The 14,283-nt window shown below is 64.1% G+C and carries 12 protein-coding genes; 6 read left to right on the top strand and 6 right to left on the bottom strand.

What is annotated here, in order from left to right:
- Positions 1-180: 180 nt before the first annotated feature.
- A complete protein-coding gene (locus tag ACEWX3_RS13885; RefSeq protein ID WP_374159713.1) occupies positions 181-945 on the bottom strand; it encodes an NAD(P)H-dependent oxidoreductase in 765 nt (254 codons plus the stop codon).
- A gap of 161 nt (positions 946-1,106) precedes the next feature.
- On the opposite strand from ACEWX3_RS13885, the gene ACEWX3_RS13880 reads away from it, so the two are divergent.
- The 4 genes from ACEWX3_RS13880 to ACEWX3_RS13865 all read left to right on the top strand — a co-directional run bounded on the left by ACEWX3_RS13880 (position 1,107) and on the right by ACEWX3_RS13865 (position 5,864).
- Complete coding sequence (locus ACEWX3_RS13880) at positions 1,107-2,069, top strand: AraC family transcriptional regulator (RefSeq protein ID WP_374159712.1); 963 nt, start codon at positions 1,107-1,109, stop codon at positions 2,067-2,069.
- 822 nt (positions 2,070-2,891) lie between these two features.
- Positions 2,892-3,287, top strand: a complete 396-nt coding sequence (locus tag ACEWX3_RS13875; RefSeq protein ID WP_063840634.1) for a helix-turn-helix transcriptional regulator — start codon at positions 2,892-2,894, stop codon at positions 3,285-3,287.
- On the top strand, positions 3,284-5,251 hold the full coding sequence (locus tag ACEWX3_RS13870) for a cation-translocating P-type ATPase (RefSeq protein ID WP_011891568.1): 1,968 nt from the start codon (positions 3,284-3,286) through the stop codon (positions 5,249-5,251). The genes ACEWX3_RS13875 and ACEWX3_RS13870 overlap by 4 nt, the downstream gene beginning before the upstream one ends.
- 19 nt (positions 5,252-5,270) lie before the next feature.
- Positions 5,271-5,864, top strand: coding sequence for a cadmium resistance transporter (locus ACEWX3_RS13865; protein WP_011894055.1), 594 nt, complete (start codon positions 5,271-5,273; stop codon positions 5,862-5,864).
- A gap of 89 nt (positions 5,865-5,953) precedes the next feature.
- Here ACEWX3_RS13865 and ACEWX3_RS13860 read toward each other — a convergent pair whose 3' ends face one another.
- From ACEWX3_RS13860 to ACEWX3_RS13845, 4 genes are all read right to left on the bottom strand, one after another.
- Entirely contained in the window at positions 5,954-6,817 is an 864-nt protein-coding gene (locus tag ACEWX3_RS13860; RefSeq protein ID WP_011891571.1) for a TniQ family protein, read from the bottom strand.
- Between the two features lie 2 nt (positions 6,818-6,819).
- Positions 6,820-7,833: a TniB family NTP-binding protein gene (locus tag ACEWX3_RS13855; protein WP_011891572.1), complete on the bottom strand. Its 1,014-nt coding sequence runs from the start codon at positions 7,831-7,833 to the stop codon at positions 6,820-6,822.
- Complete coding sequence (locus ACEWX3_RS13850; RefSeq protein WP_036372924.1) at positions 7,821-9,773, bottom strand: Mu transposase C-terminal domain-containing protein; 1,953 nt, start codon at positions 9,771-9,773, stop codon at positions 7,821-7,823. The genes ACEWX3_RS13855 and ACEWX3_RS13850 overlap by 13 nt, the downstream gene beginning before the upstream one ends.
- A gap of 137 nt (positions 9,774-9,910) precedes the next feature.
- Positions 9,911-10,642, bottom strand: a complete 732-nt coding sequence (locus ACEWX3_RS13845; RefSeq protein ID WP_235718637.1) for a TnsA-like heteromeric transposase endonuclease subunit — start codon at positions 10,640-10,642, stop codon at positions 9,911-9,913.
- 333 nt (positions 10,643-10,975) lie between these two features.
- Between ACEWX3_RS13845 and ACEWX3_RS13840 the strand changes: the two genes are divergently transcribed.
- Both ACEWX3_RS13840 and ACEWX3_RS13835 read left to right on the top strand, forming a co-directional pair.
- Entirely contained in the window at positions 10,976-11,611 is a 636-nt protein-coding gene (locus tag ACEWX3_RS13840; RefSeq protein WP_374159711.1) for a TetR/AcrR family transcriptional regulator, read from the top strand.
- Complete coding sequence (locus ACEWX3_RS13835; RefSeq protein ID WP_374159710.1) at positions 11,608-12,636, top strand: cytochrome P450; 1,029 nt, start codon at positions 11,608-11,610, stop codon at positions 12,634-12,636. The genes ACEWX3_RS13840 and ACEWX3_RS13835 overlap by 4 nt, the downstream gene beginning before the upstream one ends.
- On the opposite strand, the gene ACEWX3_RS13830 is transcribed toward ACEWX3_RS13835, so the two are convergent.
- Positions 12,611-14,257, bottom strand: a complete 1,647-nt coding sequence (locus ACEWX3_RS13830) for an IS1634 family transposase (protein ID WP_374158303.1) — start codon at positions 14,255-14,257, stop codon at positions 12,611-12,613. The genes ACEWX3_RS13835 and ACEWX3_RS13830 overlap by 26 nt on opposite strands.
- Positions 14,258-14,283: the final 26 nt, after the last annotated feature.

The following is a 14,283-nucleotide window of genomic DNA, read 5'->3' as shown; positions in this document are numbered from 1 at the left end:
GTCCCAGTGTGCGCGATGTTCACCCGGGGCAGGCGCTTCCCGTGCACACGCGTCATCGAGCCTCGCAGCTCCGGTACAAATGGGCTCTGGAACGGGGCCAATCTGATGCCGACGTGAGGGGGGAGCGGTGACGAAGAAGGACGTGGCGTGGCAGCGGCTCTTCAATCCGGGCAGCGAAATCTAGCCCAGATGGGCCGCCAGACCGGAGACCCCAGGAGCGACATCCGCAGCCAGGGTGTGCTTGTCGGGGTAGTCGCCACCGTTTTGGCGGCGGAAGGGGATGGGCGTGTCGGTGAACAGCCCCATGAGCCGCTGCCCGAGCGCCTCCCGGGCGCGCTGGACCCCGTCATCGTCAAGAAACATCGCGCCATGCACAGCAAAGATCGGCAACACGTCCATCCCTGGGTAGAACAGTGCCCCACGGGTGAACGGAAATAGGAGTTCTTCCAACGGGCCATTGATTCCGCGGGGTGCGTAATCGGCGGCGGGCCCGCCTGCGGTCACTGAAACCAATGCTCGCTTTCCGGCGAGGATGCCCTCGCCGAAGCGATAGGCGTTGGTTCCGTCCTTATAGCCATATGCGAAGCGGTACGCGTACACCCTGTCGACCCAGCCCTTGAGGATCGCCGGGAGGCCGTACCACCAGATGGGGAATTGGAAGATGATGGCGTCTGCCCACAGCAGCTTGTCCTGTTCGGCTGCGACGTCACGCGTGAGGGAACCGGCGAGATAGGCTTCTCCGGACGCCGAAACGATGTTCAACGGCGCTGAGCCGTCTCGCGAAGGGAAGTCGTCGGCGTCGGCGACGGCTTTCCAATTCATCGCGTAGAGGTCTGATAACTGGACGTCGTGCCCTTCGCGCTGCAGCACACTGAGAGCGTGGTCCCGCAGCGTTGCGTTGAGCGACGCCGGACTCGGGTGGGCGTAGACGATAAGAACTCGCACTGAATACTCCTTGTGAAGCGCTCGGCATTCTGCTGCCGACCTGCGGCCCTGTCGACGCTATAGCGCAGAGCAGATCTCCGCGATGACTGAAATACTCATATATTTGTCTGACCGGATCGAGATATCTGCCGTAATGAAGTTTTCGGTAATACCCTTGCGCGATGGACACGTTGACCGACGTCCTCAAGCGGGCGTCCGTTCGCGGATCGGTGGCTGCCAGCGTGGTCGCCGGGGGGCGCTGGGGGATGCTGATGGATGCAGATGCCATGCCCGGCGCAGCATTCCACGCGGTCACGGCGGGTACCGCGTGTTTGTTGATGAACGGTCATAGCCCCCTATCTCTTGTGTCCGGCGATCTCGTGCTGCTGCCGAGCGGCCCCACCCATGTGCTGGCCAGCGACCCCAGCGCTCCGGTGCGACCTTTCGACCACGACGGCGCTGCGGCAGCCGTCAGGGCCGGCGAGAACCTACCGGTGGGCACTCAGCCGGCGGCTACCCGCATCTTGTGCGCGGCTTTCCAACACGATCCTGCGACGGCGTTCAATGCATTCGGCCTGTTGCCGGATGTTGTGCACGTTCCAGCGCTGACAGCGCCGCCGCCTCTGCGAAGTGCGCTGCAGCTGCTAGGTGACGAGCTGGGTCACCCGGGGCTAGGTGCCAGCGCGGTCCTCGACCACATCGTGCACATCATGCTCATTCAGCTGTTGCGGGTTTGGCTCGAATCAAGTCGCGTGGCCGAACACGCGCCGTCTTGGCTACGTGGACTAACTGATCCTGTCACCGGCGCAGCGCTCACGGCGATCCATCGTGATCCGGCGTATCCGTGGACGCTCGAAACCCTAGCCAGAAGCGCCGGAGTTTCCCGTGCGACGCTCGCGCGCCGCTTCAGTACAGAGGTGGGGTGCCCGCCGGCCGAGTACCTGACGAAATGGCGAATGGAACTGGCCGCGAACAAACTCCGGCTCACCACACTCCCGGTCGCACATATAGCCCGTGACGTCGGATACACCTCGGAATATGCGTTCAATCGGACCTTCGCTCGGTGGCAGGGCGCTCCGCCGGGCAGATATCGAACCGCTTTTCTTGCAGCGGAATCCGAAGTGTCGGCATCGGCTGAAATCTGACCCCGCGGACACCGTGATTCATCAGATGACATAGGCGTATGTGTTGAGTTGACATAATGTAGCTTATCGGCAGATGATCCAGTGCGGAACTCGCCGTTACACGCGGCGTGACCAGCCTTTCGTTCGATAAGCCCCCGCGCCGAGGAGTCGGCGATCGACTGCAATCAGATCGCGGCACTCAGAGATGCGGCCTCCGTCATGCCGGTTCGATCCCCAGCCCGCACAGCTTCCGTTGATGCCTACGGCCGCCGCGTCTCATGATGCCTCCACGCCCGGTGATGCGACTGGCTTCCGTTTCGGGCGCCGGCCGTGCACCATCCCCGCCACTGCGGAACAGGCCGACTACGTTTTGTCACTGTGACGTATTCAGTTGGCCTAGGTGTGGCCTCGCCTCGCCGAATCGGACATTGACGTTTCGTCCTCATTGCTGCGCCGAATCCGATACGCGCACCGATTCGGCGCGGCTGGCCTGACCATGTCGGCTGACGAACTCCATGGCGCACAGGCCGACACTCGCCACTACCCGGGAGCGCCGACCCGGGATGCCTGACGGTTCAGAACGATCTGGCACGCCTGACGGTTCAGAACGATCTGGCACGCCTGACGGTTCATGTCCGTTCTCATTTGATCTGACACAGGACCAGTGAGCTGAACTGCGGTGTATCAGATCGGATGAGAATTCCACTTGACCAGCTTTATCAGCCGATCTGATGCACGACCGAATTCGTCTGCGACGCTCGCCGCGACCGGGAGCAGCTCCGAGAATGGCTGTCACGAATGCGCCCCTTTCGCTAAATCGGCTTCGATGGTTATCATCGTTGTGTGACGATGAATAAGCGGGACACCTGCCTGGCCGGCAACACGTCCGACCTCGATGCCGCGGTGGCACTGTTCCACAGTCTCTCCGATGCGACGCGGTTGACGATCGTGCGCCGCCTGGCTGACGGGGAGGCGCGAGTTGTCGATCTGATCGGTGAGCTGGGGTTGGCGCAATCCACCGTCTCCGCGCACGTGGCGTGCCTGCGGGACTGTGGGCTGGTCACCGGCCGCCCAGAAGGCCGTCAGGTGTTCTATTCCTTGTCTCGCCCCGAGCTGCTGGACGTGCTCGCTGCGGCGGAAACGCTGCTGGCGGCCACCGGCAACGCGGTGGCGTTGTGTCCCACCTATGGAACCGGCGCCCGGGGTGCGGCGATCGACACCGAGGAGACGCGGCAATGAGCGATGCCTGTGGCTGCGGCAGCGACGAACCCCGCAGCGCCGAGGAGCAGGAGCGTGAACCCGAACGGCTCTGGCAGATCACAGAATTGCAGTTCGCCGCGCTCTCCGGGGTACTGCTGCTGGCGGCGTTGATCGCCAACCTGGTCGGCGCCGCCGACCCGGTGGTGCTCACGTTGGAGGCAGCGGCGCTGCTGGCCGGCGCCTATACCTTCGTGCCGTCCACCCTGGGGCGGCTGGCCAAGGGCAAGATCGGGGTCGGCACGCTGATGACCATCGCCGCCGTGGGCGCGGTGCTGCTCGGCGAGGTCGGTGAGGCCGCGATGCTGGCGTTCCTGTTCTCCATCAGCGAAGGCCTGGAGGAATACTCGCTGGCCCGCACCCGCCGCGGACTGCGCGCACTACTGTCGCTGGTGCCCGATGAGGCCACCGTTCGCCGCGACGGCACCGAAACAACCATCGCGCCAACAGAATTGCGCATCGGTGACCTCATGGTCGTCAAACCCGGAGAACGAGTCGCCACTGACGGCATCATCACCCGGGGCCGCACCGCCCTGGACCTCTCGGCCATCACCGGCGAATCAGTGCCCGTTGAAGCCGGCCCCGGTGATGAGGTGTTCGCCGGGTCGATCAACGGAGCCGGCGCCCTCGAAGTAGAAGTCAGCACCACCGCCGAGGACAATTCCCTGGCCCGCATCGTGCGCATCGTGGAAGCCGAGCAGTCCCGCAAGGGCGCCGCCCAACGTTTGGCTGACCGCATCGCCAAACCCCTGGTCCCCGCCGTGATGATCGCCGCCGCCCTGATCGCCGTCGCGGGGAGCCTGCTCGGTGACCCCGCCACCTGGATCGAACGCGCTCTGGTGGTGCTGGTCGCCGCCTCGCCCTGTGCTCTGGCGATTTCGGTACCGGTCACGGTCGTCGCCGCCATCGGCGCCGCCAGCAAGCTGGGCGCCCTGGTCAAAGGTGGCGCCGCGCTGGAAGCGCTGGGCAGGATCCGTGGGGTCGCCCTGGATAAGACCGGTACCCTCACCGCCAACCGGCCCACCGTCATCGAGGTGGCCACCACCCCCGACGTCACCCCCGAGCACGTCCTGGACCTCGCGGCCGCCGTAGAGGCCCGCAGTGAACACCCCCTGGCCGCGGCGATCCTGGCCGCCGCCGGCACCGTCACCCCCGCCGCCGACGTCGAGGCAGTCACCGGCGCCGGACTCACCGGCCACCGCGACGGGCACCGCATCCGGCTGGGCCGCCCCGGCTGGCTCGACCGAGGTCCGCTCACCGCCGAGGTCACCCGGATGCAGCAGGCCGGAGCCACCGCCGTCCTGGTCGAAGACAACGGACAGGTGATCGGTGCCATCGCCGTGCGTGACGAATTGCGGCCCGAGGCAACCGAAGTCATCACCCAGCTGCGCCGCGACGGCTACCAGGTGGCGATGCTCACCGGCGACAACCACGCCACCGCGGCCGCCCTGGCCCGCGAAGTCGGCATCGACACCGTGCACGCCGATCTGCGCCCCGAAGACAAAGCCCGACTGATCGAACAGCTCCGCACCCAGCGCCCCACCGCGATGGTCGGCGATGGCGTCAACGACGCCCCCGCACTGGCTACCGCCGACCTCGGCATCGCGATGGGCGCCATGGGCACCGACGTCGCCATCGAAACCGCCGACGTCGCACTCATGGGTGAAGACCTACGCCACCTGCCACAAACATTCACCCATGCCCGCCGCGCCCGACGGATCATGCTGCAAAACGTCGGCCTATCCCTCGGACTGATCATTGTGCTGATGCCGCTGGCTTTGTTCGGGGTGCTCGGGTTGGCCGCCGTCGTGCTCGTCCATGAACTCGCCGAAATCGTGGTCATCGCCAACGGTGTGCGCGCCGGCCGCACCACAGCACTGACCGCACTCACCGCACAGCGGTCAACCAACCTAGCCACCGCGACCGCAGTGGGTGCCCCGTCGTGACCACCGATGGCACACACCCATGATCCTGTCGTCGGTTCTGCCCGCGATCGGGCTGTTCATCGTCACCAACATCGACGACATCATCGTGCTTTCACTGTTCTTCGCCCGCGGCGCAGGACAACGCGGGACCACCTCCCGGATCACCGCCGGCCAATACCTGGGATTCGCTGGAATTCTCGGCGCCGCCGTCCTCGTGACCCTAGGTGCGGGCGCATTCCTGCCGCCCGACGTCATCCCGTTCTTCGGACTCATCCCCCTCGCCCTGGGACTGAAGGCGGCTTGGCAAGCCTGGCGCGGAAACGGTGACGATGATGGTGACGCGAAGGTTGCGGGCAAGACCGTCAGCGTCTGGGCGGTCGCTGGCGTGACCTTCGCCAACGGCGGCGACAACGTCGGCGTCTACGTCCCGGTCTTCCTCAGCGTCGGACACGCAGCCGTCGTGGCCTACTGCGTCGTCTTCCTTCTTCTCGTCGGGGTGCTGGTGGTCATCGCCAGATATGTTGCCACCCGCCGCCCGATCGCGGAGATCCTCGAACGATGGGAACACATCCTGTTCCCGATTGTTCTGATCGGACTGGGTATTGTCATCCTGATCGGCGGCCTAGCTTTCTAGCTCGTCTAGTATTTCCATCTACGTATGCCTCACGGTCGGCTGGCAATGGGTTTTCCTACGAATATGGTTGCAAGATAAAGACTTTTGCATCAGGTATGAACGATCATTGATTTATCGCGGGACTTCCGGATGATCTGCTGGTTGTTCAGCCAGCCGTCGAGGGCCGCGGTGGTCGCCGTCTCATCCTCGGCGCCGAACACTGCGTTCGCGGCTGCCAAGAGAGCTACGCGGGCGACACTGGGATCGCCGGTGCGGTTCAACAATGCTGGCCGCTGGTCAATGATGACTGCGGCCATCCGGACTGTTTCGACGTAGGTGGCGATGTGCAGGTTGACCGTTGAGATGCTGGCCCATCGCCCCCGTAATGCGATACCGGTGGCCGCGCTATCACCGAGACCGTCATCCCGTCGGAATCGGCGCTGCCGCAGCACTATACGTGATGCGTCGTTGATCGCTAGCTCAACGATGTCGGGGGCATTGCGCTTGGCCAGGGCATGATGTGCCCTGGCAGATCGGGCAACAGCTGGATGGTGTTTCAGTGACATCTGATCGTCCCATCGCTGGGCGGAGGGGCCAATCCAGCGGCCGTGGCGATGACAGACGGTGAGGTGGTCGGGCAACCAGCAATGGACCGGCTGGGGCACCCCTCGCCGTGCTGTGCAGTACCGGCAAATCGGGCGGGCACGTGCCCGCTGGCGGGTGAGATCACGTTCATCAGCGGTCAGGCCCCGCAGTCGGGCGCAGAGGACATGTCGTGGGTAGCCGCTGAGGCGGGCGAGGCGCTCAGGGTCGACGTAATGGCTCTCGCGTGCGGCGTAGTCGCGCAGGCTTTGGGGTGGGATTCTGTTGGCGTGGGCGAGTCGGGTGGTGAAGGAGTACACGGTCTCATCGCGAAATGCGGTGACTGACTGCGGAAGTGGTCGTGGTGGGAGTCGGGGCCAGTCGGTGATCACTGCTATCCGGCGCTGCGTTGGGCTGAGGCCTGAGCCGCGTAGTCGATGAGGACGCTGTCCAAGCCCTCGCGGTCGATGTGTTCGGTGTGGTCCAGCATTGCCCGGATGGCTGCCGAGCGGATGAGGTGGGCGAGGCTTCCGATCATTCCGCCGGTGCGCTGGTGCAGGTGTTTCGTCTGGCGCACGAGCGTGCCCGGCTCGTGTCGGTGCAGTCGCAGGGTTCCCTCCATCGCGGCGACCAGAGCCCGCCACTCCTGCCCATACGGGAAGGCCGCTGTGTTGATGACACCGCAGCGCCCGGCAAGCTGGCGGCCGCGAGTACCGGTAAACACTCCGGAGCGTTCGACGTCAATGCCGGCGTAGACGAAGGTCGCGGGCAGGTGTTCGGTGAAGTACTTGAGGTGATCGGAAAGTTCTTCTCCGGCACGGGTATCGAGATTGAGGTTATGGATCTCGTCGACGACCACTATGTCGGTACGCGCATCGATGAGCACTTGGCACACCGCGTCGGCGATATCGGTGACGTTCATCCGTCGTACCGGTGGAAGCCCGAGGAAGCGGGCGAATTCCATTGCGAGCTTGCGTGCTGAGCCCTTCGGTGGAGCGGTCACGTAGACGACAGGGATGCGGGTTTTGTCCGAGTAACGGGTGCGGATCCGAAGTTCGTGGAACCGGCCGAGTTGTTTGATGGCCGTGGTCTTTCCGGTGGCTGCGCCACCGGAGACGATCAGCCCTCGCCGGGCGCCGATCTCGCGTTGATTCAGCAAAGTGAGCAGCTGACCCTCGTTGGTGATCTTCTGGATCGCCGAGGTGGTCACCACGACGAGCTCGGAATGGTGGGCCACCCTGGCCTCGTTGTAGGCGATCCGATCAGCATCGTCGAGATCGGACCAGTCTTGGTCGGGCAGCAAGGTGAATTCAGGCCGGTCAGCGTCAATGAACCGTCGCCACCCTTCCAGGGTTGTCGTCGGCTGCCGGCGCTCCTCGAGTTGACTGATCGGACTCACCAATGCCACTGCTCGGCCTCCTTACGTGCGTCGAACACCGGCAACGGGATGACATCAGCAAGATCGTCATCGTCGGAGTTCGCTGGCCTGTCGGTGCTCACCTCAGACGGTTCCTGGTTCTGGTTGGTGCCCTCGACACTGGGGTGTGGCCAGGACGGCTCGGGGATGGATCGGGCCCTGGCGGCTGCGCGTCGAGCTGCTGGCGGGTCCTGCTGGGTGTCGGGGCCGCGTTCGGCACGGTCCAGCAGGGCGTCGGCCGCCGCCGCGATCTCGGCTTCGGTCACCGGATCTGCGCCCCTTTCGGCGACGATCGCTTGGGCCTGTTTCCACACGGTGTCCCCGAACGGCACTGCAGCGGTGCGCATGTGGGTCCAGGTCGCGGTGATCCAACCGTCGTCGTGGTGATTGCGAACCCAAATCTGAGAGACGTCATAGGGGTCGTAATGAACCTCCCACCGGCCGTTGCGGGAACGAACCCCAGAGTCGACTCGCCGGTACGGGTTCAATGCCCGGGCATCGTAGGTCCGGTGATTGACCCGGATACCCGCTGAGCCGATGGTGCGCCACGTCGCGGGCAACAACTCGATGTAAGCATCAGCGCTCAGAGGCACCGGGACGTAACCAGCGACTTCGACCAGGGCCGCGAACTTCTCGTTCGGCGTCAGCGCTTTGCCCGGGGTCACCGGGTCACGTAGTCCGTCGTGGGGACGGTTCTGCCACACCGCGACGAGCCACTCATCGAGCAACGCCTGCAGTTCCACCAGCGACCACACTGCGTCCTGGTCGGCGTTCTTGCCGCGACGTTCCACGCTGGAACCGACATACCCGGCGACATACTGGGCGAACAATGTACCCACCGACTGCAGGGTGCGTTCCACCTTCGGTTTGTCGGTGGGCTGATCCGGATGAGCGGGTTGCAGGTTGATGCCCAGTGAGCAGCACGCCTGCTCAAATGTCTTGGAGAGAAACGCTTTCCCGTGATCACAGACGATGGTCTCGGGAGCGATCACCGGGCGAGCCGCGGCATCGGCGAGCCGTTGATCGATATCGGTCAAACGCCGATGCGGCAACACCGAGCGTGACAACCGCAACGCATCGGACCAACCCGGGCGCATCGGCTCTGGGGTCAGCGCCTTGGCCAACAGCAGCGCGGCATCGACGGCCTTGGTGGTGGGCCGCAGAACTGCCGCCGGGATCGAGCGGGTGACGTTGTCGACCATGGCGGTCAGCTCCACCCGATCGACTACACCGTCGTCAAGGACCACCCGCACGTCCAGCGGGGTGGAGTCGATTTCCACCATTTCACCGGGACGGGCCGCGGTTACCGTGCCGAAGGGGCCGTCGGGTTGCTTGGCCAATGACCTGCGAGTACGGGCGGAACCGAAGGTGTGTTTGCCTTCCTCCAGGCGTTTGACGAGCCGGTAGAAGGTCGCCTGTGACGGGGCCTTCGGGGCGTCGTCGGGACCGTATTCGGCCAACAGCGCCTTCTCCAGCTTGCGCTGAAGTCTGCTCACCGTGCCGGTTGATAGCTCAGTTTCGTTGTCGATCAGACGCCGGACCACGGCAACGACACGCTCATCGACACGGCCCAACACTGGACGTTTGGCGAGATAGCGGCCGTCCACCAATCCCAGAAGACCTTTGGCCTCGTAGCGAGATCGCTGACGCTGCAGGGTGATCAACGCCAGATCGTGACCGGCTGCTCGAAGCTCCTCAAGCTTGGTCAGCTCCCTCTGGCGAAGGGATCGGACCGCCGGATCGAACTCTGGCCGGATTGGCTGCCCAGGCGGACTTTCGGGTCGGCGCCCGGTCAATACCTCAACGATGTGCTGCTCCCACCATCGTGCGCGATCAGCGACCTCCTCGGGGACACCTTCGAGCGCCTCAACAGACCACAGCACCGGTCGTGACCCCGCCAGAACCTCCAGAGTCGAATCGGCCAATACCATCGACAGGGGAACGGTTGTGCGTTCACCAACAGCGTCGACAAGCCGTACCGATCCTCCGGCCAGACTTGCGACCGTGAAAACCCGTGAACCTAGACGGATTTCATCGCCTTCACGGATCACACCGCCTCGAAGCGAACTCATAACGCTGCCGCGCTCACTGCCGTCCGATCGTCGAGGACCGTCCGGGACAGATCGACCACCAAGCGTCGATGCCAGAGCAGATGGAACAGCACAGGCAGCACCACCAGCGGGTCGCCCACCGCCGTCGCGCCCTCCAGAAGGGGCTGCTCGCGGGCGAAACAGCTCAACAGTTCTGCCGCCACGCCAGGTCGCAACGCTCTCGGATGCCGGTACCCAGACAGCCACCGCAGGTTCGCCGCCAGCACAGGGTCCAATACACCGACGCGCCGGTACTGCCAGCCGGCCGCAATGCACACGACCTCCGAGCGGGCGAACAACTCCGCATCAGACTCAGGAATCCGGTCATCGGGACGAACATCGACGATCACGACCGTGCCGTCGGATCTGCGAGCGTAGTAGTCGGGCACATGATGACGGCCATCGGGCCATCGCAGCCGAAAAGGTTGGGAGGCAACGCCAACGGTTTCAGGATTAGCATCCAATGCCATCAGCTGATCCCGCTCAACCCACGATTCATAACCGATGTGCCGGCGCGTCGTCGCGAACCACCACAGCCCAGGAAAATTCCGTTGCCCACGAAACGACGGAAACGACCGCACCGGCTCGCAATCGACATCGAACCGGATCCCATGAGCCAACTCCAATGGAAGACGGGAAGTCCCATCCACGTCGGCTACCTCAAACACCGCATCGCACCGGCCCGCGGCAACAGCATCACCGGCCAGCATCGACATGCCCAGAACGGTACCGGCTGTATCAGATCAAATGAGAAAGGCGCGCCGATGTGTCACATCAAATGAGAATGCTTCAGATCGGATGAGAACTGACAGTTCAGACCGATCTGGCACCGACGGATGCCGACCACGTTCGATGCCGCCGGACCAAGTGGCCCGATTCGTCACAGTGACGGTATCGCAGTTGCGCTGAGGGGTGGGCCCCCACCGTTGCCCGTCACCACGGGCGCCGATTCGCGACCGCGTCACGACTGCCTCGCCCCCCAGCCAACCACCCATAATTACGGAATGCTTGATTTCCGGAACTAACTAGTTCAGTATCGGTTCATGTCGGGAAGCGTGGAGACGCCGCTGGCAGTCGAGCGGCCAACTCCTCGGCGCGGCCGGCCCCGCGACAACCGACTGGATGCGGCGATTGTGGATGCGACGGTCGCCGAGGTGGGAGCCAAAGGGTGGGGCGGCGCGACCATCGAGGGGATTGCCGCCCGCGCGGGCGTCGGTCGCGGCACGATCTACCGGCGCTGGCCGAGTAAGACTGACCTGTTTCAGTACGCCGCTGCGGCGGTCACGCGTCCGGTCCAGGCGTCAGATTCTGGCTCGTTCGTCGAGGATCTGTTCGCGGCTGTCCTGCCCATCGCCGACCTGCTGACTCGACCCGAACTGGCGGCGTTGCTGCCGTCGCTTCTGGCCGAGGCCGCCAATGACCCTGCCATCCAACAGACTCTGCGCACCTTCGTTGCACAATCGCGGCAGCAAGCCATCGAAGCGGTCGAGCGCGCACGTCGACGCGGCGACATCGGGCAGACGACAGACGCCGAAACGCTTGTCGACATGCTTGCCGGGGCGCTGGTCTACCGACGGTTGCTGCTCGGCGAAGCGACCGACGCGGCAGCAGTGCATACCTTGGTTTGCCAAGCAGTCCAGTCCTGCGCCATGCCGACAGTCACCGAGGAGAATTCATGACACAGATTCTCGATGTCGACCTCACCGACCCGCAGCTCTACCGAAACGGGTTCCCGCACGAAGTCTTCACCGAACTGCGCGCACGGGGGCCTGTTCACCTTCATCCGCCCGTTGAGGGGCGCTTGGGTATCACCGCAATTCCGTTCTGGTCGATCGTGGCGCACGGCGAAATCCAACAGGCCAACCGCGACTGGAAGACCTTCGCGTCGTTCGACGGGCCGATGTTGGCGCCGAATCCGCTGATCTCGGCTGGGCGCTCGCTGATTACGCTGGATCCGCCCGATCACGTCGAGATGCGACGGATCATCTCCTCAGAATTCACCCCGCGCATGATCGGCGCCCTCGAGCAGCGCCTCATCGATCGAACTGCCCGCATCCTCCAAGCCGCAGTCGGACACACCTGCGATTTCGTGCGCGATATCGCCTACCAAGTGCCGATGCATCTGATCGCCGACATCATCGGCATCCCCGAGGACGACCGGTCATGGGTCTTTGAACGCACCGATCATCTCCTCGAATCCGGTGACCCGTACGGCAAATACACCGAAGACGACCGGCTCGGGCTGCAGACCGAAGTGTTCGAGTACGCCCAACGCATCACCGCCGACAAGCGGGCGAATCCAGCTGATGACGTATGGACAAAGCTCGCCGAGCAACTCGACGGTTTCGAGCTCGAGATGTTCTTCCTTCTGCTGTCCATCGCCGGCAGTGAAACCACACGAAACGCGTTAACGATGGGCCTCATTGCGCTGCTCGACCACCCAGACCAGTTCGCCGAACTGCGTGCCAACCCAGAGCTATCACCCTCGGCCGCAGACGAAATCCTGCGCTGGTCGAGCCCCGTGCTGATATTCGGGCGGACGGCCACCAGAGATGTCACCATCGGCGGCCAGGACCTCAAAGCCGGTGACCGCGTGGTGTTCTGGCATCCGTCAGGCAACCGAGATGAGACAGTTTTCCAGGATCCGTTCCATTTCGACCCGAGTTGGGTCATTTGGCTTAGTGCCTTGATTTCGTGGGCTTGAGGGCGTCGAGTATCGCCTCGACCTCGGGGTTCAGTGCGGGTGGGTAGGTGGCGATGACGCCGTTGATGTCGATGGTGGCGCTGCGCAGTGGCTTGAGGGTGTGCAGGAACCGTCGCAGTGACAGTCGGGTTCGTGTCTGGACTTCGCGGCTGAGCGCCAGGGCGGTGAACACTATGGTCAGGTGGGCTTCGATGGCGTCGCGGGTGCGGGCGAACATCGGCCGGGCGGCGAGATCGGATTTCGACATCCGGAACGACTGTTCGACTCGCCATAGGTCGTGGTAGCTGGCGATGATCTCGGTTGCGGGCATGAGTGCGACCTCGATGTTGGTGACGTAGCCCTTGAGGCCGACCAGATGGCGTGCCCGCTGCAGGGAGGCCTCGTCGAGTGTGCGGGAGCCGTTTCGAACTGTAACGAATCGCGGTGTGCGGGCGGTCTTGTCGCCGGCGACGACAGCGCGGGCCTTGTGCTCCTGCAGGTTCAGCGTCTTGGTGTCGCGCACTGCGCGTTTGGTCGAGTAGGCCCACACCGCCCGCCACGATTTCGGGTGTGTATTCGGGTTCCAGACCGGTTCGGCTTTGAGTTTCGGGTCGCTACTCTTGGTGTCGGTGCCGCGTTGGTCGCGTGGGGTGATGGTGTCGATGATCTGGCCGTCGGTGAACAAATCACCGTGCCAATGGAAGTGGGATGCCAGATCGCCCGGCGCCTTGGTCACGCGGGATCCGACGATGAACCGCAACCCGGCCTCATCGAGGTCACGCAGGTTCGTGGCCGACAGCATGCCGGCGTCGGCGACGACGACCATGTCGGCGACCTGGTGACGCGTTTGGAACGCTTTCACGATCGGCACGATGGTCAGCGTCTCCGCCTTGTTGCCTTCGAAGCACCCGATCTCCAGCGGGAACCCACGCCTGTCGACCAACAGCCCCACCACGATCTGCGGATCGACGCGGCGCTCCTTGGAATACCCGACTTTACGCAGGTCGTCTTCTTTGTCGGCCTCGAAATACAGGGTCGTGACGTCGTAGAGCACTAGGCTCAGATCACCTGTGGCGCAAGCGGTTTTGAAACATGCGGCGGCGATCTGAGCACGGTAGCCACCCGACGACGCACGACGCAACGTCCGTTTACGTGTCGACAGCGATGCCGATGCGCGGCCCATCTCGGCCAGCACTCGATCAACATCAAGCAGGCTGGTCGGCTCCACCACCCGAGCGATCACCAGATCCCGGTACACTCGATCGTCGACCGCGTCGTCGAAGCCCAGGTCGGCGTACACACCGGCGAGGGCGTCGTAGAGCAGTCCGCTGCAGGACTTCAAGACCTGAGCTCGGGTGACCAGCTGCCGCGGCGCGGGCCCACCACCAGCGTCGGTGAACAGCGTCGCGGCCGGCGGGCCTACCAACTCGGCTTTGACGGCCTTCGGGGTGATTCCCAGATCGAGCTCCCGCTGGGCATCATCGGCCAACAACCGCCGAGCCTCCTCGACGAGTAGTCCCAGTTCAGCGTCATCGCGGGCCGACCCCACATGCCGGACGATCCGCCGGCGGCCGTCGACCGATTCGGCGATCTGAACCGCAGTGGCCCCCGAGGCCGTGCGCACCCGCCGAATCCACACCACCAGCCCGAGCCTACCGAGACGAATTA

The sequence above is a fragment of the Mycobacterium sp. G7A2 genome (assembly GCF_041902445.1).
Taxonomy (GTDB): domain Bacteria; phylum Actinomycetota; class Actinomycetes; order Mycobacteriales; family Mycobacteriaceae; genus Mycobacterium.
The sequence above is the reverse complement of the archived record's forward strand: the minus strand, read 5'-3'. Positions and strand labels throughout refer to the sequence as shown.